This is a genomic window from Aquimarina algicola (assembly GCF_006443095.1).
Classification (GTDB): domain Bacteria; phylum Bacteroidota; class Bacteroidia; order Flavobacteriales; family Flavobacteriaceae; genus Aquimarina; species Aquimarina algicola.
On record NZ_VFWZ01000007.1, the window covers coordinates 179727 to 200089 of the forward strand.

Sequence of the window (20363 nt, forward strand, 5' to 3'; positions counted from 1 at the left end):
TGTCAGTTTATGTGATCATCATACCTATTGTATTCCTAGATATATAGCGACTTTTTCTTTATCAAAGTTATCTTTCTTAAAAGGATGTGCTTCTGTATTAAAAATATAATCATCAAAATTAAAGACACTTTTATCAACAGCAGCCACATAAAAGTATTTTAAGGTTTCTGCATAAAAATAAGTTGCTAAATAATCTCTGGGTTTCTTAGTGCGTACATCTTCTACGGCATTGAATGCTACTTCATTTTGACAACACAGTTTTATATCTTTCCAGTATTTACTGATCATATCTTTATATTGTTGCTCTCCGGTAATTTGATTCAAATAATAAGCTGACTCTATTATTTCAGGATTTAATTCAGAATTTGCATATTCAATAGAATCTTTTTCATACATGTATCGTGTTGGTAAAAGTCCGTATTTATCCCACAACCAATCCCATGTAGCCATATTTTTTTTAGCATTTTCTATATCTCCATGTAATGCTTGTACTGCAGGAAAAAAGGCATCATACAGAGAAATCGATCTTTTTACGATCTCGCCGGTATGCATATTAACACAGGTATAAAATCGCTTGTCATTATAGTCTTCACTATAATATTGATTAATTCGTTCCAGACTATAGTTCCAGATTTTTTCTATTTCAGGATCAGGAAAAAGTACGTTACTTTTAAACAAATATTCGTAATACGAGTCCATACCGGCTTGCAAGTAAGACCAATCATTTGTCCACTCCCCTGTCTCTATATCTATAAAATCGCCAGGCAAACCAATCTCAGACTTTCTGTTGAATATTGCTAAAGTAGCCTTTTTGGCTGCCTGATAATATTTACTGTCTTTTGAATAGTAGCTAAGAACACCAAATTCGAAGAGATATGTTGCTGCTTGTGCTGTATTTACAATATTTCCTTTACCTTCTCCCAAATTACCCGCAGTTTTGCCTGTTCTAAGATTAACCGAGTGATAAGGGATCCCTGTAGGAGAATCAAAAGCCGGGAGCAATCGGTCACCAAAATCTATGGCCTTTTCTAAGATCTTGGGATTTTTTGTATCGTCATAAATTGCTAATAAGCCTCCTAGAATTCTAATATTTACTTCAAAAACCTGTACAAAAACATCTTGATCCCAATTTTTGGAAACTGCATACTCTTCAATTTCTTTTGCTTCTTTATCAAGTCCCATAACGGCTAGTGTACTGTAAGCATCAAAAGGAGAAATCCCAAGAGAAGTATCATACCAATTATACCCGGATTTTGAAAGTGGTAAAAGAACATCATATCCCCATGCATATTCTTTGTAAGCATTCCAGGATCGTATCATTTCAAATTTCACCTGTTCTGCCGTATACGCAAATGCTTTTGATTCTTCAACGTTTGATTCTTTGACCTTATCATCCTTATGAGATTTACCACAACAAACCAATAAAACAATTACTAATACAGATACAATTTGACGTTTCATATATACTCTTAAAATAATTAGGTTTTTACTTGTATGTAACTTATAAATATAAATGTAATTAATTTTATATTCAATACGTTACAATTGTCCCAATTACTTCTTACCTCAATAACAGAAACATCCTATACAACCAAATGTCTATAGTACAAAATACTTGTCTCAATGCATGATAATACACAGTTAGTTTTTTTTATTAAAATAACGTCTTAAAATATAATTTCTAAGAATGCTCAAAAGGGTTAAATAAATGGTGACAACCAAGTTTTTTCCTGAATGGTTTTCAATCCCCAACAGCGGAAAAATAAAATGTAGTGAAATCATCGTGATACAAAAACCGATAGTTACATTAAGCAAGCTTTCTATTAAGGACTGTTTTTTAGTTTGCATAAGTAATGTATTTTACTTGTGAAGTGATACTATCTTTTGTTATTTCAATAATTCTATAGCCAGAAACAGTAGTTTCTATCTCTATTGTATTGACATCTTTTTTAATTTGAAAACTTACTGCTGGAGTGATATATTGAGTAATATTCTCTTCATTCAAAGTACTCTCTAGATGATAGTGTCCACAATAAATCGTAATTGTATTCTTGACTGTTTTTAAGATCGCAATGACCTGATCTCTATTTTCAAGTTTTCCAATTTCATCAACTTTTAGGTTGAGGCCAATAATTGGGTGATGAACAAAAATGATAATGGGTTTGCTTGAAATCAACTCTTCTTTAAGCCAAAACAATTGTTTATCATCTATACTCCCTGCTGAAGAGTCTAAATAAATATATTTATAATACGTTTTGACGATACTGCTATATATTTTCTTTGAATCATGATTTACCCCAATCGTATAATATGTAGACATTTGATTGAATGTATCATGATTACCTAAAGCAATGGATATATCTTTAGTTTTAATTTTCTCAAAAAAGTATTGAACTCCATCATTTTCTCCAATATCACCTGTACAAACAATCTGAGTAATATTTTCTCTTTCTATACTTTTTAAAACCGCATCAAACCTCTTTCTGGCAGATATCTGATCATTAAAAGGAAATGATTCGTCTAAATGTAAGTCTGTAATATGGGCTATTCTTTCGATCATTTTTTACTCTTAGGTAGCACAAAAATAATCCGACACCTTTATATTGATTTATAGAATCTTGCTGATTTTTTAGAAGGCTTTTCTGAATTGCGAAGGAGAAACACCTGTGTGTGCTTTAAATATATTAGAAAAATAAGAAGTATTGTCAAAACCACATGCAATGGCAGTCTCAAAAATAGATGCTGTCGAGTATCTGAGTTTATTTTTTGCTTTTTGCAAACGAATTCCCGTTAAATACTTAAGAGGCGTATCACCATGGATTTCTGTAAATAATCGATGTAAATAATATTTGCTTATCCCTATATCTTTGCTTAGTATTTCGAGAGAAATATCTCTTGCAAGATTATCCTGCAAATATTCTTCTGCTTTAAGTATTGATCTATACAAATCTCTTTTTGTATCGTGTTTAACTATTTTAAGTCTTGTAAATTTATTGTCTATAGCATTCTGTTCCTGAACAATTAATTCTGATAATTTAATAAACAGATCTTCTATTTGTTGTTGTAAAGTCATTCGATCGTTCTCATATAGATAAGTAATCTGTTCAAGAAACAATCTTACTTTATTGTTTGATTGTTTTTGGGTCGCTTCAATAAATTCAAAAGAAGTGGTACTAGTTGTATGATAATTCAGAATCTCATTGAGGAGTTCTGATGATAAAAAGAATGATAATCCTTTAGTTCCTTTTTTTGCTTCTGTAGTAATTTTACTGTTATTCAGAATCAAATATTGATTTTTTGAAACCTCAATATTCTCATTATTATAGTTATAATGCTTTATCCCTTCTATAACATATTTTAATGTGTATGTAGAAGTATACGATATAGAAATATCATTAGAATGATTAGAATATAACATCTTATTTTCTAACTGATTAGAAAATGAAGGTTTTGTTGATATTTCTTCAAGTTTTACCATACAGCATCAGAAACTGTAATTTATAAATAAAATTTTATTCAACTACATTTCACCGCTCCTTTTCAGATTTTTTTTAATTCTACTCTTCTATTTTTAGCCCTGCCACTAGCGGTATTATTATCCCCAATAGGTTTGGTTTCTCCAAATCCTTTGGCTTTTAACTGGGCTTTGTTTACATTATATTGTGAGCTCAATATTGCCAAAACTGCCTCAGCTCTTTTTTGAGATAAATTTTGATTGTAGGCATTATCACCTTGCGAATCTGTATGCCCTTCTATTTGGATTTTTATTGATGAATCAGAGGTAAGCATCTTTGCGATTTCTTGAAGTAATGGATACGACTCTTTTTTAACATCACTTCTATCCGTATCAAAGTATATTCCATAAAGAATGACTTTTCCTTTTTCGTTCAATGTTTTTTTGATTGTCGTATCGTCTAGAGAGGATGTTACTGCAAATGAAACCGGTGTTAATAATTCAGGTCCAGTCTCTGCATAAAACATTCTGACATTATATTTACCTTTTATCGATGGTGCTTGAAAAATCAGCTGTCCTTTAGTTTTTGGTTTCAGATAGTGATAGTCAAGATACTTATTGTATTTTTTTTCATTGGTGTCTTTAAATACTCCTATCCAAGAGCTTTCTGTCAAATCTTGATGTCCAACATAATTAACAATAATTTCTTCTCCCGGGTCATAAGATGTCTTATTTAAGTTGAATGCAATACCGGGCAGGTTAGGTTGCCCTATTCGCAAAGGCACTTGATCTATAAGTATCCCGGGATCGGCAGAATAAAATTTTAGTTCATAATCTCCAGATTCACTTGGTGCTGTTAATGTAACATCTTCGCCATACTCTTGTAATATGTATTTATATGATAAATATCCCGATGCTGCTGAAGGATCATGATTTGCTTTGAATATTCCTAACCAGGATTGAGCGCTCATCTTATATGTTGTTGTTATATTTACTTTAAAGGTTTGAGCTGTTTTGATTTGATCTGTGAGTACAGTAATCTTATACTGATCTGGACTTACTGTAGCGACATTAAATTTTACAGACATAACAAAGTTTCCCGGGTCTGCATCATATAATCGTATTTCATATTCTCCCGTTTGTATCGGGGCGGTCATTTCTGATCCATTTGATTTTTGATCTTTTAGATATACATAGGATTCATAACCAGAAGCATTTTTAGGATTTAAATTTGGTTTAAAAATACCCAACCAGGCAGTTTCTTTCATTTTGTCAGCACCACTTACTTTTACATAAAAAGATTGACCTGATTTAATATCTTTTGTTAGTATCTTGATCGATACATTCTGAGTATTTATATTATCAGAAAAGGTATGATCCGAAGCAAATATAGAATTGATAAAGCATAGACACAGTATACTTATTAAAAGGTCTTTTAATTTCATTGATATTTTTTGTTAGTGATGTTTTAGTATGATTTGATTCAAAAATTTTATACTATTTTTTGTTTGCTATCCACCCCATATAAATTGATGTTTGAAAGAACCTTAATGGTTTTTCAAAACCAGCTTCTACAAATAATTCAATCAATCTTTCTTCTGACACTGCATGTAATTTATTTTCAATTCGATATAATCGATTATCAATATCCTCTTTACTTAAATGATCGGGTAAAAATCGTTTTAATACACTTAAATTCTCTTTGATTTGTGTTTTATCACCTGTAATATCAAGAATCACGAGTGGAGCATTACTTTCTAATCTTTTGGCAATATCTTTAAGTAAATTCAATTTTGCACCACTATCTTTCATAAAATGTAACACTAATAATAATGTTGCTGCACCAAATTTTTGAGATTCGTCTACATCACTTACTAATCCTTCTATCAGATTTACATTTTCATAATCTTCAAGTTTGCGTTGCGCTTGACGTATCATATCTGGCGATGGGTCAACCCCCGTCATTTTCCAATCTTTTTCTGAACTTACAAATCTCTCGATCTCATTACCTGTTCCACACCCTGCAACAAGAAGGTTTTTGTTTTCGGTTTCTTTGAGAAGTAAAGGTAGTTTATCTAAAAAATAATCATAATTAGGAATCCAGGTTTGAACAAATTCATTGTAATTAGAGGCTCTTTGATCTTCAAATATTTCGACTGTACTCATTTTTCTATACGGATATTTTTATTGAACTTAGGATGAGTTCATAAACATAATTACCAATCATGTAAAATAATATATACTTACATGATTGGTATAAATGTAATGAGATTTCGTCTCTTTTGTGACCCTTTTTGTATTTAATATCCCTTTATTATTGTCTATATCTAATCATTGATGAATGATTAAAAAACCATAATTTATTTATCTAACTCTTTAATTAGATCCGTGTTGAGTTTTATAAAATCCTTATTCTTTGCTTTTTTAGACAAATCCAGTCCTCTTTTTGCCACCGTAACAGCTTTTTGATATTGTCGTAAGTCTTTTAAAATTAAAGCTTCTCGAGTTACTTGAAAAAATAGGGCTTTGTCAGACGCAGTAACTTTTTGTATGTATTCTAGTGCCTTAGGTATATCAATCTTAGATTCATGTAAGTATAATGCAGCTCTAAAATATTCACTTGTACTTGGACCATTCATTGTATTTTTGATAGAGGCCAGTGTCTTTTCTTTAGTCTTAACCTCTATCGGGATGCTAATCCTAACTTTTTCCCATTCGATAGCTATTGTTGCCTGATCAAATGTGATATCTGTAATACGAATCTCCATCGTTTCCAATAATTTTTGTTTTTTTTCTACTGGTAATTGTAAAGTCAACAAGGGAGTTTTGGGTACATAAGTATTCCAATTCGTACTTTCATATGTATACCAGTGTAGCGACCAGGAATCAGCTTGCGGAACCACAAGAATGGTGTATTCTCCTTTTTTTAGAGCATTGCCCATGATACTTATATCGTCTGAAAATGTAATTTTTGTAGCTGCATTTGCACCTACTCGCCATATTTCGCCATAAGGTAATAGCCCATCTTTGGCAAAGACTTTTCGTCCCTTTACATTAGGGCGTGAATAATCGACTTTAATCTTTGTTAATCCAACAGTTTGGTCTAGAGACCCGGTAACACTTAGAGAAGGCGTTTTTAACTGTCCAAATACAGTTGCAGTGATCAAAAAAATATATAAGGTAATACTATTCGTTTTCATTAAGATAAGGATTGATGTTGTTTAAAGTATGCTGAAGGCGAAGTCCCCATCAGTTGTTTAAATGATTTATTAAAAGTGGTTTTTGAATTAAACCCTGCTTCTTGTGCTAATCCAAAAAAGGTAAGCTGTTCTGCTCGACTAGACTGCGCAAGGTTTACAAACTCTTTAACTCGATAATAGTTTACATATTCAAAAAAATTCATTCCTATATTTTCATTAAGTAAGCGGGCTAATTCAGGATTACTTACCCCTAGCATTTCTGCTAGTTCTGCCTTTAATAATTTATGATTGAGATACGGTTTTTTATCTATCATGAGTTGATCCAACTCTTTTTTTAAGCGCTCTAGATCTGAAATGCTTAATTTTGATTGCTTGTATTTTTGTGATACAACATTTTCTGCAATACGCAATACCTGCGGAGAGATCATACTGTAATAAGTTATAAAAAGAATAATGAGAGTCAATACAATCCAGATATATGGTCGGGCCTTACGCTCTAGCATTTCAGCTCCAATAAAACTGATGATCAAAAATGTTACCCATATTAAAAGACACCCTCCTACTACCCATAAAAAATTAACCATAAAACGTGTTTGTAAAACATAAGAAAGCTCATTTTGTACTTGTTTATGAAATGTAGAAAATATCTGGTAACTTAATATCCAATACCCTACATTAACAATTAAACCGATAGCATGACACGTATAGATTGCACGCATTAATTCTCCTGTAACAATACGTTCACTAATTGTAGTATCAGAAGGTAACACAAAGTAAAAAAGGACAAATCCACAATAAAATAGTGCTGGCACGTAGTGTAATAAATCTTCGTGTGAATATGATTTTCTCTCTAACACCGATCGTGAAAATAAATAAAGGGTAGGACCAAATAATAGTGCTGATATTTCTGATAAAGAAATCAATCTAAAATTTTGATCCCATACCCCGGCAGAATACAATACCTTACCTGCCAACCCTATAAAAAGAGTAAGGATCAAAAAAGCCATATACCCATTGATATGTCTTCTTTTTCTTGGAGAAAATAGATAGATAACAAGTAGCAGAAGGCTCTGAAGAAACCCAAAATATACGAGTTGATTAAGTATAGTTTGCATTGAGATAAACTTTATTGTGATCAGTAAGTTAATTTAAAACAAATTGATGGATATCCTGTAATGCTGTAAAACGTTCTAAAGGATATTCTTTTTTAAATTTCTGAAAAGCAATTTCATCCTCCCACTCTGCAATAACCAAAACATCAGGATTATACTCATATCCTATTGGTGAATATCCGTCTTTAAGCTGAAGCACTACTTTACCTCCTGATTGTACGATATCTTTTTTCCATTGCGAAAAAAGCGTTTCAAAATCATTTTTGTCTTTTTGCCAAAGTGTGGTTACGACCGTATGTTGATCTTTGTGTATTGAAAACTTGGTGTCTTTTGACATCTCATAATATACCAATTCAAAATGAGGAAATAAGTCATTACGTTGTTGATGAAAATCAGGTACCCGTTTTGCGATATTATTCAAGAAGCCTTCTCTTTTTGATTTATTATCCCATTTTCCAAAAATAAAAGTGCTTGGCGATGCACTCCCAAAAACACGTTTACGAATTGCAAAACCAGGCAAAGGTTTATAACTATATTCGAACGCTACAGGAAAAGCTGTTTTTTTATACTTATCAAAAAGTGTTTCTGAATTAGATACTGTAGAAAGTAAAAGTATATCAAGTACTTCTCCTCTTTTAAGTGTATAGGTTTTTACATTTTCTTGTGCAGTAATAGATGTACACAAAAGTGACAAGGCATATACTGTTAGGATTAAAATTCTCATATTAAAATTGAAATTAAATGTTTAACTGTTGCAAAAGAATAAGAAGCTTTTTGTTCTACCAATTTTTTGCACCTGAGAAACGTACGCATACCGTACATGTACCTAATTATAAAGGGCTAACGTGTATGAAGTGTATTTGATACATGACAGTTTTTATACATCGTAATATGTTGTTTGAAACCTCAGTTACACAACTGAGGTTCGAAAAACAAACTGAACATGGTCATAAATTATACTAATAAAAAACAATCGTTTTTGAATGTCTCTTTCTTAATTTGATATCAAATTATAAGTATAGATTGTTGGATTTTTATTTTTCTAGGTCAATAATTGTTCATAAAACGCCCCTATTTTATTTGTTCTATCAACAAAGTGCATCTCTAAAATCCAATTTCTTTTTTGACCATTATCATCTAATTCAAAAATATCATTTTGATTTTCGGGATGAATATACAGTCCATAATTACCAGGCTCCAGGCTTTCATGCGGAAACTCTCCTATCAAATGCCCTGCAATTTCGCCCCCGAACTCCCAACCGTATTCGATTGCTTTATGCTCTGCAAATTCAAATAATTCTGAAGCTTTTAATGTCGTCTGCTGCTCAAACCATTTTTTGGTTTCTTGCCAAGCTATTTCTATATCATTTTTGAGTTTCAGTTTTAACGGATCATTACCTAATACATATGTTCGTCCTAAATCTGCTTCCCAATTTTCGATGATTGGTCCGAAATCAAAAAACAATATATCATCTTTCTGAATATTCCTATTCGGAGGGTTTTCTTTGTATGGATACAATGTATTCTCTCCACATCTTACGATCCTTTTATGCCAGTGTTTTTCAATACCGAATAGTTCTTTTGCCAGTAAGAATATCTCTTTATTTAGTGTCTCTTCATCTTTGCCACCAACAATTAAGTTTCTCTTTTCTACCTCATCAAATAATTGAATCGCTATTTGTTCTACTTTAATCAGTTTTGATTTGATCACGTCCATTTAATTTTTGTCTCATAAGTGTTTGAGTGATGTATAACAACAGTTATGATGTTAAAGTTACTGTTTTTCAGTTAAGCACTTCTGTTATAATTCTGAATAAATGAATAGGTAATCGCATCCACTGCAATTACGATTACACATCTGTTTTTTCTTTACTTATTTTATCCCAAGCCAATACTTTTACTCCTTCAGAATAGTGAATTTTATTCGGTTTTTCGCTTATTAATTTTTCAAACCTTGGATAATTTAACTCTAGCTTATCTAAATGTATTTCATTAATTGGCCATTCTAAATGATGTATTTCAAACTCATTGATGGATTTGGCTGTATCTTGAAAAAGTGCATATCTTTCTGTCAACCATTTGTCTAATGATGTTTTTTGGGTCAATTCCTGTCCAATAGTAAACTCAATGTTCAATGCATCATTAAACTCTGAATTTTTGGATTCATATTTTTGATTCGTTCTTTTAATTTTAGAAAACCTATATGGAAGTTCTGAAATGGTTTTTGCGATTTTACAGGATAAACTTTTTCCTCCTTCGATGCTCAAAAAATAAACTCCTGATTTATTATTGGATGTAACATAAGTCCTAATATTTATTTCGTCGAAGTTAGATATTGGTGGAAAATAAGGTACGTTTTTTGGTCTTATTTTTTCCATTGTGAAGGCAACAACTGAAACCCAAGGTTTGCCATCAATGAGGTCAATTTCTAATCCGTTGGGAATGAATTTTTCTAACTCATTTAAGTCAACTTGATAATGAAGAAATATGGCTCTATTCCATTCCTGATAAAATTTCCAACTATCAGCCGGAATATTCCAAGGCCTGTGTTCTGTCGTATTTAATATTTCACGAATTGTCATTTCTTTAATAGACTATAACATTTTGTATAAAATGCGTTTTAGTAAATTTTTACAAATTGTTGTTTGTTATTTTTTGTTTATTCCCGTCTATCCAGTAATACATCTCAGCTTTTATCTTTTCTAATCTTTCGGAAATAAGATATTCTTTATTTTTCTTTTTCTGTTCTCTAATTTTTTTTAGTTGGTTACGAACCTCATAAAATTGCATTAAAGGTTTTAATCTAAAATTATCTTTGAAATAAGAAAATAGTTTATCAACTGATCTTTGAATTTTGTTTTCTTCTAATAGTATTTTTATTTCATTAATGATGTTCAAAGGGATATCAAATTCATCCCAATATTTGATATTATCCAAAAATGACTGCGTCACATCTTCTCTACATATTTCTTGTTTTTCTAATAAAAATGTAAGGCATTTTATTTTCTCATTTAAGAGCATCTTACTACTCGTATCTTGTTCTAATAGTTTTCTTATTTTTTGTCCCAGTTCATATCCAGTACCAAATCCAATATAATATTCAACGCCAGGAGATGAGTAGTAATCGGGAACTTTTAAATTTTCCCTTCCGTTATTCAAAATATATGAGGTAATATGAATAGAATTATTCAAACCTATTATTCGTCCATCAATTATTCCTTTTGATGTAGGATGAAGCATTCCTCCCATATTTTATTGTAATCTATTTTTTAATCCTCCACAAAACCATATGTACATACCCCTTTTTTAGTATTTACATTCGTTTATATTAATACAAAAGTAAAGCTACAAAAACTAATGATTGATAAAATAAATTCCTCAAAAAATTGACTGCAGAGTGATGTAAACTACACATACCTTCATTTAGTCCTTTTATTTTTCGTTATCTATGAGCTCTAATGTAAACTTCATTTGAGTGTCTTTTTGGTTTAAAAAGTCGTCATAATTTTGAGAAACGATATGATCAGGAATAATACCTCTACCATAAAGTTGATTAGATTTTTTTGGAACGTCTTGTTCTATATTATCAATTGAGAAATCTGTAATTATCTTTGATTTTGGGAGCACATAACCAAAAGAAGTATGACCATTATGTCCGTAATACCCTCCCATTGTTTCTTCGCCGATTACAGTGGTATTTTTATTTCCTGCTACCATTGATGCAAACAAGCTGCCTGCTGAAGCTACTTCTGGACTCGTCAAAAGATAAATTTCACCTGTAAAAGTATTTTTATTAGGCTTTCTAACTTCCATCTCACTTTCTTTCTTTCCTATAAAGTATTTTTCATTCTTTTTAATCGGAAATCTATTTTGAAAATGCCTATTAAACTTTCCTACACCAAGTGGTCTTAAGAAACTAGGAACCGAAATATCAAAATATTTTAAAAGAGGGATTTTACTAAAACTAATCCAAGCCTGTTTGCTCTCTTGAAAATCTCTAGAAGTTAAGTATGAATAGGTGATCACATCATTGGGGTCTGTCCCACCACTATTTATCCGAACATCAACAATTAGATTTTTTAAGTTTTCTGTTTTGATTTTGGTGAAGATACTATCAAGAAAAGTAACATAATTCTTATGTTCTGTGGTATTTTCATTCCCCATACTAAAGGTGTTAATCGTTAAAATACCTGTTGAATTATCTAATTTTTTATATGTGTATTTTTCATTTTCTTTTAGATCAATATAATATGTTTGATCATAGGGCTTTGAATATCTACCCTCAAAGTTTTTATAATAGTTAGAATAGCTTACGCTTTTTAAAATTATATTTTTCTTTATCTCAGAATCTCTTGTTTTATAAATAACATTGAATTCTTCTATTTGTCCATAATGAAGTCTATAGTACTCAGAAAAATATTTTCTAATTCCAACTTTTTTTCCTGTTATATTCTGTCCATCAGTTGTGTAATACTTATATAAATTAGGAATCACTTGAGAAACAGGAACTCCATTAATTTCTAGAATCTCTGAACCAAGTGGAATTTTTTCTGTTTGATAATTGATAACCCATTTACCTTCAATCCATTTTATAGGATATGGAAAATAACCATAGTTTTCTTCTTTTAGTTTTCTAAAATACTTCTCTGGCAAGGTTGTTTCATTATGTAGACTCCCCTCAAAATCAGTTAACTGACAAATAATATTATAAAAATCAAGATATGTTGACGATTCCAGAATTTTATTTTCTGCCCAATTGTATATGCTGTCTATTTGCTGTTCTGTTCGATATTTATAAAGTCCAGAGTTTGCTTTTAATCTAATTTCTTTAAAAATTTTCAAATCCTTTTTCATTTTCTTCTGAGAAAAAGCTCCGTCTATATTTTGTCCAAAGACAATTAAAGATGAAACCATAAAAATGAAAGTGGTTACAGTTTTTGTCATTCAGTATCGTTTATTCTAATAATTAACAAAGTTGATTAAGTGGTCAAAATGTTACCAAGATACACACAGATTGTGCTAATTATATAAAATTATCCAATCCAAGATCTTCGTATTATGGCAAATATAAAAGAATCTTTAAGTTATCAATGAATACCTATAGTATTGATAAACGTTTTTTATATATCACACAAAAACTTTGCTAATTTAGATATTGAAGTCCTAACCATCGTTTAATTAGACATGTCGAATTTATCGCCTGAAGCCTTACAATGGTAGTAAGACATCTATTTATCAAATTTGACAGGCAGCACTTAGGATTTGATTCTATCATATAGAGTGTTATAGATTATAGCATCCAAAACTTGAAGAACTATTGCGAGAAATCAAAAAAAATTAAAAACCTATTGTTTTTGGTGAGCAAGCCATTTTTGTATGATCTCTTTTTCTTTATCCAAAGAATAGCATTTCACACTACCATCTGCTTGTTTTCCAAACTTGACATCGTCTTTTGGATATCTGTATTTGTATCCCTCTATTTGATCTTTTATCATATCGACCAGCGGCCTATGTACAAAACCGGCTTCAATGGCTTTTTGAACATTAAAATAATACATTGCTATAGGTTTTGGTCGCCAAAAAGGAACAACTTTATACGGTATTAATCCGTTTTCGATTAAAAACTCTCCATCAATCCAATGCAATTTTTCGGGTTTTTGGGTGGCGTGTATCAAACTAGACACATAATCTTTAAATCTTGTGGGTTGGCAAGCAATATTAAATGCTCCATACGTTTTCTTATTAGAACAATGTATAATAAAATCTACCATACTTTTGACATCAAGAACCTGCATATGATGATTTTTGACATTAGGCAGTAAAATTTCGCCTCCTCTATAAAAACGTACCGGCCAGAAAGGTTCGTCTACGACATCAATAGTATTAGCACTTCTAAAATCCCTCATTCCGTGCGATCGATATATCGTATAGTTAGTTATTTGTTCTTGTATGGCTTCTTCTGCAAATGTTTTGCGAATTGCATAACGATGTTGCATTCCTTCGGCTATTGATTTCGGAAGTTTAGGTAAAGGATTTAAAGCCTCATTTTCATTAATAAATTTTTTATTCCAATCGTCATAAACGGCGATTGTAGATATGTAGTGATAATGCCCAAAATTACCTTTAAACTCCTCTAAAAAATCTGATACAGCTTTTGATGATTTTTGCCATGTATCTACTACTACATCCCAATACGTATTTTTATATTTTTTATCTATTGCCCGCAATCCTGCTTTGTTCTCTTTTTCTCGATCACAGATGATCAATGGTAATTCTTTAAAAAGATGTGTATTTGTTTTATTTCGGTTTAACAAAGTAACCTCATAACCATTATCCAAAAATGATTGCACAATAGTGGGTCCTATAAACCCTCTTCCGCCAAGAATTAGTACTTTTTTACCATTGGTCTTTTTTATGGAATCTGTAAAGCCTAAAGCTTCTATTGGATTTAAAAGTGTGAATGCTGTACCGGCTCCTATAGTTTTAATAAAATCTCTTTTGTTCATGATGGTTTATGTTTTTGAGCAAAAGAAAAGATTAAAATAGTAGCAAAAGAAGCGCTTAATTAATCAGTACTAATTTCTTTTTGATACTGACCCGGTGTTTTCCCTGTTTTTTTCTTAAAGTTGCGAAAGAAGGCAGACTTAGAATTAAAGCCGCATTCATAGCCAATTCCCTCGAGTGTTATATTTAGATTATGTGCCTCTTTTATTTTGAGCATTGCATATTCTATTCTTTTTGTATTTACTAGATCATAGAATGTCGTTTTCATTTCTGAATTGATAACTTGAGAAAGATGATGCTTAGGAACTTTGATAGATGTGGCTAGCATATCAAGAGAAAATTCTGGTTTTAGATACATCTGATTTTCTTTAAAAAAATTATCAATGGTGTTTAATAATCCTTTTATTTCATCATTTTTGAGTGGACTATGCTTGTATTTTTTGTCATCTTCTATTGATTCATAGGGTATTTCAGGTTTATAAACCATCCCATATTTTAATCCATAAAATCCAATAACGGTGACTAGAATAATATATCGTAATAAATCCCAAATTTCAAAATATGAAACCCCCACAATACGCTCTACTGTAAGTCTAACAATACTAACCCCTATACTAATCAAAAATAAAATAGCAATGATTCTTATCCAGGAAAGCTCGTGGATTCTATTCGCAAGTTTTCTATTTTTTTGTTGATTACGTTTTCTATGATACAAAAACAGTATGTAAACGGTATAAAAAATAACAGAGATTAATTTGGTGATCAAAATTGTAATTTTCCAAAATAATTCGATATCTGATGGAATAAAAAAACTAAAAACCGTAAAGAAAGAAAATGGTAAAAAATGTAGCGAATCTATTCGATTAAAGTTTAGATTGAATAATGATTTAGCATATAAATAAAATAAAGGTCCATGTAAAAAACCTATGGTTCTTATAAATGTTGTCGCTAAATTATCAGCAATCAACTCTTTATTTATAAAAATCATAAGATGTGCAAAAAACACAAAAAACCAACACATTAAGATTATATCAGATATTTTTTTGCCTTTCTTGATTAAAAGTAATAATATGAATAAAACGCATTGAATTGCTCCAATACCCGATACGATTAATAGTTTATTTGACATTTTTCTTACTACGAAATTTATCTAAACAGAAAAATAACACTTCTTATTTGGTTAAACATTGATAGGTATTTATAATCACTTACTTTTTCTTTAGTTACAGAATAAAACTACAAAAACTAATGATCGATAAATTATATTATTAAAAAAAATTAAATGAATCGTAATACAGAATTATATCATCTGTATTAAGCTTATTTCTGTAACAAGTATTACTTAGACATATAGAATAAAGTTAAGACTATTTATTATGTGTTTTCACTTTTTTAATTCCATATGCAACGTAGGATAAGGTTTTCCTGAGGCATCTAATTCAGAACGACTAATCACCTCGAATCCATAATGTTTGTAAAATCCAACTGCTTGCTCATTTTGTTCATTTACATCAACCTTTCTCACATTTAGGTGCTCTATCGAATAATCTAATAATGATGTCCCTATTTTTTGTCCTCTATAATCCGGATAAATAAAGAGCATTTCTAAATTTTGTTCTGCAACACCAACAAACCCTACTATTTTTTTAGTATCATTTCTAATGCATCTCAATTCGACTGCATCCAAGTAAGTATTTAAAATTAAAGGTTTAAAATATTCGATATCTTCTTCTTTTAAAAAGTCATGTGTCGCTCTCACAGAAGCTTCCCAAACATTTACTACTTCTATATACTCTGACGTATTGATTATGTCTATTTTTTGTTTCATTCTCTTATGCTATCATCAATAATAAAGTAACAGGTCGCATCCTATCACCTAAAAAATAAAATATAAAAGTAGTAGTTTTTTAAATTTTACTGGGTTTTAATTCGTTCATTGGTAAAATGAAAGGTGTATTTTTTGATCTTATTATTTTTTAAAATGTTATAGCACTTAGTATTCCGTGTTATTTATCATTAATTTTAATTCATTGAGTAGTTTTATTTCTCCTAGAGTAGTGATTACTATTTCGCGTGAATTTTGTTTTTTTCTCATCCAATCTTTCTCCAAAAATTTTTCTAGCATTGCTGATCCTAAAGCACCAGCAATATGATGCTTTCTTTCTGTCCAGTCCAAACATTTGTGGGCAAATGACCGTTTTTTATTTTTCAAACTATTAATATCAATACCCAACTCTCTATACCAATCTATACCAAAATCTGTAACCTCAAAAGAATCATCTTTTAAGACAATAATTTTTTGCTCCAATAAAGAATTTGTAATTTGAATGGAAATGTTACCAGCTAGATGATCATAACATGTTCTGGCAAAAGCAAGTTTTTGTGCCTCGGCATTCTTCTTAACTTCTATTTTTTGATCAGGAATTAAACTTGCCATAGATTCAATCACTTGGGCAACTTGCTCATTCGCCAATTGAAAATATCGGTGTCGTCCTTGTTTTTCAACAGATACGATATTCGCTTCTATAAGTTTAGACAAATGATTGCTTGCTGACTGTCTTGAAATATTAGCTGCAACAGCTAATTCTGTTGCGGTATATGCTTTTTCATCTAGTAAATACCATAACATTATAGAACGAGTTTTGTCTCCGATGAGGGATGCTATTTTCGAAAATTGATTTTCTATTTCCATATTACAAAGATAGATGTAATCCTATTTCATAGTTCATTTTATACTGAACTGTCTTGAGTATTCTCCTCATATTTTTGAAAAAAATAAAATATGAGAACATTACGCTTACCATTTTTACTCTTAACAATAATTATCAAGCCATTTGTTATCAAGGCGCAACAGGATATAAGGATTAATAGTAGAATCAAAGGAAAAATGTTAAATATCACATATCAGAAACCAAAATCTAATCGCTTACATAAAGCGGTCTTGTTCATTCACGGAGCTTCATTTCCATCAGCATTGGCTTCAGGATTTCGGATGAATGAAATTTCTTGGGCAGATCAACTCTCTGAAGCCGGGTATGATGTTTTTGCTCTGGATTTTTTGGGATATGGTAAGTCTGATCGATACGATTACATGTCCAACAAAGGTATTGAATTTGCCAATAATAGTGGCGGAAGAGATATCATACAAGATATTGATATTGCAGTAGATTTTATCTTAAAAAAGCTTCAAATTAATAGGATTCAACTTATTGGTCACTCTTGGGGAGCTACTGTTTCTGGATATTATGCAACAATATATTCTGAAAAAATTAATAAGTTGATATTATTTGCACCTTTTATTCAAAGGACAGGCCCAACATCATGGAGCAAACCTACTACACTCTATACTGATAAAACACCCAAACAAAGGGTGCAAGAATTCACAAACCAAATTCCTAAGGGAGAGCAAATGACGTTGGAACAAGAAATATTTACAACATGGAAAATCGCTTGGCAGAAAAGCGATACTACCACTACCAAAAGAAATCCGGCTTCGGTTCGATATCCATCTGCTTGGCAAAAGGATTTATATGATTGTTGGAATGGAAAATGTTTTTTTGACCCATCAAAACTAAAGAATTCTACTTTATTAATCCGTGGAGAATGGGATACTGTATTAAATGAAGAAGAAGCAAGCAAAGCTTTTGAGAAAATAAAAAATGTACCTTTCAAAAAATATATTGTTATCAAAAAAGGTACACATGTACTTCATCTTGAAAAAAGTCGCTCCCAACTATACAATGAAACATTGAATTTTCTAAAACTATAATAAAAATGAATAGCCAATCTATTGCTGTAATTTTTGAAGTGATTCCTAAGAGTAATTATAAAAATGAATATCTGGATATCGCTTCAGGTTTGAAGTCTGAGCTAGAAAAAATAAAAGGTTTTATTTCTATCGAAAGGTTTCAAAGTATTTCTCAACCAGAAAAAATCTTGTCTTTATCTTTTTGGAAAAATGAAGAAGCTATAAAAGAATGGAGAAATATAGACATGCATCGAACTGCACAAACAAAAGGGAGAGCATATATTTTTGAAGACTATAATTTAAGAGTTGCTCATGTTGTAAGAGATTATGGAATACGCAACAGAAAAGAAGCTCCGTCTGATAGCAAGTCAATTCATAGCAAGAAATAATATAATTGATGTTAAAAATGACTAGCTTCTATTTTCAAATTTAATATTCGCTTTATTTAGTTCCTCCTCTATATTTTTCCAAAAATTAGGTTTAAAAGAATTCATGTAATAAGTATACCCTTCAAGAGGTTTTTTTAAATAAATCACAATCCCATAAAAACCTCCTCTTCCTTTTCTTTTCAAAGTTTTTGAAATAGATTCTATATTTTCTATTTGGTATGTTTTTTTTATCCAAAAGAAACATAAATTTTTAATAATAATTTCTTTTTGATTTATAACTAGGTAGTAAAGGGTATAGTGAGATATAAAAATTGAAAAAGTGAAGAAGAAAATGAAGCAAAATAAAACAACATACCAATTTTTTAAATACATTTTTGTTCCTATAATCATTGAGAAAAATGAAATCCAAAAAATAATAATTGACAACACCCCGGTTGATACATAAGCATGTTTTTTAAAAGTAATTGTTTTATTATTTTCATTATGGGTTTGATTGTTATCAGTTTTCATTAATGTAAATGATTTATGCAGCTTCTAATTAGACAATAAGCGCGTATTTTCAAATAATATTGCCTGTAATAGTTTATTCCCTTTCTTCAAATGGTATGATGATTCCTTTTTCTACATATTTTTTTAACCCATTTAGCAATATAGCCCAACAAAAAGATGATCTTCTATAATGAGCATTACATTCTGGCCATCCAACATGCCAAAAATTAACCAAAACATTGCTATCATTTTGTTCTAGTTCAAAACCAAAAGATGTAGCATCCCAATCCGCATCAGATTTGATCATTTTAATATGAAAAGACTTTTCCTTTTCTGCTTTAATGACTTTTCCATACCAATCATATTCGGGTGCAAAGAAAAAATTATAGATTTCGCCTTCTTTAGGTTTCCCTTCACAACGAAGAGGCCACCAATTAACTAAGTGTTTTGGCTCAGTAATAGCGTCATAAATTTCTTTGATCGGTGTATTAATTAGCAAATCATGATAAATTGAATGTGATATAGTAATTGATTTATTTTTTAATTATCCCCTTCAATAAATATAAAAACAACACCTTTTACACACTTACAAACACTTAAAAATGAGTTTTTTATCAATAAACTTTAATCTATTAAGAATTAAAAATAAACTACATCACCTTATTTTGAATCTTCTCACAATAAAAATATAGTATTCTATATAAAATCACTGTTTTCAGGGAGAAAATTCTTAGGTATAAAGCATTATTTTTATCAAACAATTTTATAATAATCTTGTTACTAAATTTAATTCTTCAAAACTCTGAATATGGATAAAAAAGCATATCAAAAAACATTCACGCAAGACGATGCTGTAGGTTGGCAATCTATCGATACTGCCTTAGAGAATATATATCCAAAAATTGAACCCAGACATTATGGCCCTTTATGCGGGTTGCATTATAGTGCGGGAGGATCTGATCCTATAGATGGTACAAGTATATATGATACCCAAAATCAAGAATATCACAGACATCTTATAAGTTATGGAATGTCTGAATTGTATTATAACCCCGAACAAGCTGGAGGTGAATTTAGTAAATGGGGATTTGAATTTACCTTTAGACTAAAGCCTTTTGAAGACGATAAAGAAGACCCCATATGGGCTGTACAAGTCATGAACAATCTTGCTCGATATGTACTGAATAGCGGAAAATGGTTCGAAGAAAATCATTTTGTACCTGCAAATGGTCCAATACGTTTGAATACCGACACAGAAATAACAGGTTTGGTATTTGCGCTTGATCCCGAATTAGGTAAAATTGACACTCCTCATGGTGAGGTTTCCTTTTTACAAATGGTCGGTATCACCAGTAATGAAGTTGATCGCTTAAAAACTGATCCCACCACAACTGCTGTAGCACAACTTATAGAAGAACTGAAAAAAGATAATCCATTACTAGTTACAGATCTAAATCGTAAATAAAA

At 30.7% G+C, this 20363-nt stretch carries 22 protein-coding genes; 3 read left to right on the forward strand and 19 right to left on the reverse strand.

From position 1 onward, the window contains the following. Nucleotides 1-24: 24 nt before the first annotated feature. The 17 genes from FHK87_RS19835 to FHK87_RS19910 all read right to left on the reverse strand — a co-directional run bounded on the left by FHK87_RS19835 (nucleotide 25) and on the right by FHK87_RS19910 (nucleotide 16962). Nucleotides 25-1461 carry a glycoside hydrolase family 47 protein gene (locus FHK87_RS19835; protein WP_140595710.1) on the reverse strand — a complete coding sequence of 479 codons (1437 nt, stop codon included), beginning with the start codon at nucleotides 1459-1461 and terminating at the stop codon, nucleotides 25-27. A gap of 180 nt (nucleotides 1462-1641) precedes the next feature. After that, complete coding sequence (locus FHK87_RS26630; RefSeq protein WP_449371677.1) at nucleotides 1642-1848, reverse strand: DUF7220 family protein; 207 nt, start codon at nucleotides 1846-1848, stop codon at nucleotides 1642-1644. Beyond that, nucleotides 1838-2560, reverse strand: a complete 723-nt coding sequence (locus FHK87_RS19840; RefSeq protein ID WP_140595713.1) for a metallophosphoesterase family protein — start codon at nucleotides 2558-2560, stop codon at nucleotides 1838-1840. The genes FHK87_RS26630 and FHK87_RS19840 overlap by 11 nt, the downstream gene beginning before the upstream one ends. A gap of 69 nt (nucleotides 2561-2629) precedes the next feature. Next, a complete protein-coding gene (locus FHK87_RS19845; RefSeq protein ID WP_140595717.1) occupies nucleotides 2630-3478 on the reverse strand; it encodes a helix-turn-helix domain-containing protein in 849 nt (282 codons plus the stop codon). A 62-nt stretch (nucleotides 3479-3540) separates the two neighbouring features. After that, nucleotides 3541-4899 (reverse strand): OmpA family protein, encoded by a 1359-nt coding sequence (locus tag FHK87_RS19850; RefSeq protein ID WP_140595721.1) that lies wholly within the window; start codon nucleotides 4897-4899, stop codon nucleotides 3541-3543. 52 nt (nucleotides 4900-4951) lie between these two features. After that, nucleotides 4952-5620 (reverse strand): class I SAM-dependent methyltransferase, encoded by a 669-nt coding sequence (locus tag FHK87_RS19855; RefSeq protein ID WP_140595726.1) that lies wholly within the window; start codon nucleotides 5618-5620, stop codon nucleotides 4952-4954. Nucleotides 5621-5814: 194 nt separating this feature from the next. Next, complete coding sequence (locus tag FHK87_RS19860; RefSeq protein WP_140595731.1) at nucleotides 5815-6654, reverse strand: DUF2911 domain-containing protein; 840 nt, start codon at nucleotides 6652-6654, stop codon at nucleotides 5815-5817. Beyond that, nucleotides 6654-7769, reverse strand: a complete 1116-nt coding sequence (locus FHK87_RS19865) for an AraC family transcriptional regulator (RefSeq protein WP_140595734.1) — start codon at nucleotides 7767-7769, stop codon at nucleotides 6654-6656. The genes FHK87_RS19860 and FHK87_RS19865 overlap by 1 nt, the downstream gene beginning before the upstream one ends. A 28-nt stretch (nucleotides 7770-7797) precedes the next feature. Continuing rightward, complete coding sequence (locus FHK87_RS19870; RefSeq protein ID WP_140595739.1) at nucleotides 7798-8490, reverse strand: hypothetical protein; 693 nt, start codon at nucleotides 8488-8490, stop codon at nucleotides 7798-7800. A 318-nt stretch (nucleotides 8491-8808) separates the two neighbouring features. Further along, entirely contained in the window at nucleotides 8809-9483 is a 675-nt protein-coding gene (locus tag FHK87_RS19875) for a M24 family metallopeptidase (RefSeq protein WP_140595743.1), read from the reverse strand. A gap of 133 nt (nucleotides 9484-9616) precedes the next feature. After that, on the reverse strand, nucleotides 9617-10348 hold the full coding sequence (locus tag FHK87_RS19880; RefSeq protein WP_140595746.1) for a YqjF family protein: 732 nt from the start codon (nucleotides 10346-10348) through the stop codon (nucleotides 9617-9619). Nucleotides 10349-10397: 49 nt separating this feature from the next. Then, complete coding sequence (locus tag FHK87_RS19885) at nucleotides 10398-11006, reverse strand: hypothetical protein (RefSeq protein WP_140595749.1); 609 nt, start codon at nucleotides 11004-11006, stop codon at nucleotides 10398-10400. A 192-nt stretch (nucleotides 11007-11198) separates the two neighbouring features. After that, complete coding sequence (locus tag FHK87_RS19890) at nucleotides 11199-12710, reverse strand: S41 family peptidase (protein ID WP_140595752.1); 1512 nt, start codon at nucleotides 12708-12710, stop codon at nucleotides 11199-11201. 401 nt (nucleotides 12711-13111) lie between these two features. Next, on the reverse strand, nucleotides 13112-14272 hold the full coding sequence (locus tag FHK87_RS19895) for an NAD-dependent epimerase/dehydratase family protein (RefSeq protein ID WP_140595756.1): 1161 nt from the start codon (nucleotides 14270-14272) through the stop codon (nucleotides 13112-13114). A 59-nt stretch (nucleotides 14273-14331) separates the two neighbouring features. Then, complete coding sequence (locus FHK87_RS19900; RefSeq protein ID WP_140595759.1) at nucleotides 14332-15399, reverse strand: helix-turn-helix domain-containing protein; 1068 nt, start codon at nucleotides 15397-15399, stop codon at nucleotides 14332-14334. 255 nt (nucleotides 15400-15654) lie between these two features. After that, nucleotides 15655-16098 (reverse strand): GNAT family N-acetyltransferase, encoded by a 444-nt coding sequence (locus FHK87_RS19905; RefSeq protein ID WP_140595762.1) that lies wholly within the window; start codon nucleotides 16096-16098, stop codon nucleotides 15655-15657. 165 nt (nucleotides 16099-16263) lie between these two features. Continuing rightward, nucleotides 16264-16962 carry an ArsR/SmtB family transcription factor gene (locus tag FHK87_RS19910; protein ID WP_226294333.1) on the reverse strand — a complete coding sequence of 233 codons (699 nt, stop codon included), beginning with the start codon at nucleotides 16960-16962 and terminating at the stop codon, nucleotides 16264-16266. A gap of 90 nt (nucleotides 16963-17052) precedes the next feature. On the opposite strand from FHK87_RS19910, the gene FHK87_RS19915 reads away from it, so the two are divergent. Next, complete coding sequence (locus FHK87_RS19915) at nucleotides 17053-18039, forward strand: alpha/beta hydrolase (RefSeq protein WP_140595765.1); 987 nt, start codon at nucleotides 17053-17055, stop codon at nucleotides 18037-18039. Between the two features lie 5 nt (nucleotides 18040-18044). Next, entirely contained in the window at nucleotides 18045-18407 is a 363-nt protein-coding gene (locus FHK87_RS19920) for an antibiotic biosynthesis monooxygenase family protein (RefSeq protein ID WP_140595768.1), read from the forward strand. A 21-nt stretch (nucleotides 18408-18428) separates the two neighbouring features. Here FHK87_RS19920 and FHK87_RS19925 read toward each other — a convergent pair whose 3' ends face one another. Both FHK87_RS19925 and FHK87_RS19930 read right to left on the reverse strand, forming a co-directional pair. Further along, the gene (locus FHK87_RS19925; RefSeq protein ID WP_140595770.1) at nucleotides 18429-18917 is read right to left on the reverse strand and encodes a hypothetical protein; all 489 of its coding nucleotides are present in this window, start codon (nucleotides 18915-18917) and stop codon (nucleotides 18429-18431) included. 73 nt (nucleotides 18918-18990) lie between these two features. Beyond that, nucleotides 18991-19395, reverse strand: coding sequence for an SRPBCC family protein (locus tag FHK87_RS19930; RefSeq protein ID WP_226294334.1), 405 nt, complete (start codon nucleotides 19393-19395; stop codon nucleotides 18991-18993). A gap of 309 nt (nucleotides 19396-19704) precedes the next feature. Between FHK87_RS19930 and FHK87_RS19935 the strand changes: the two genes are divergently transcribed. Then, nucleotides 19705-20361, forward strand: coding sequence for a suppressor of fused domain protein (locus FHK87_RS19935; RefSeq protein WP_140595776.1), 657 nt, complete (start codon nucleotides 19705-19707; stop codon nucleotides 20359-20361). The last annotated feature ends 2 nt before the right edge of the window (nucleotides 20362-20363 follow it).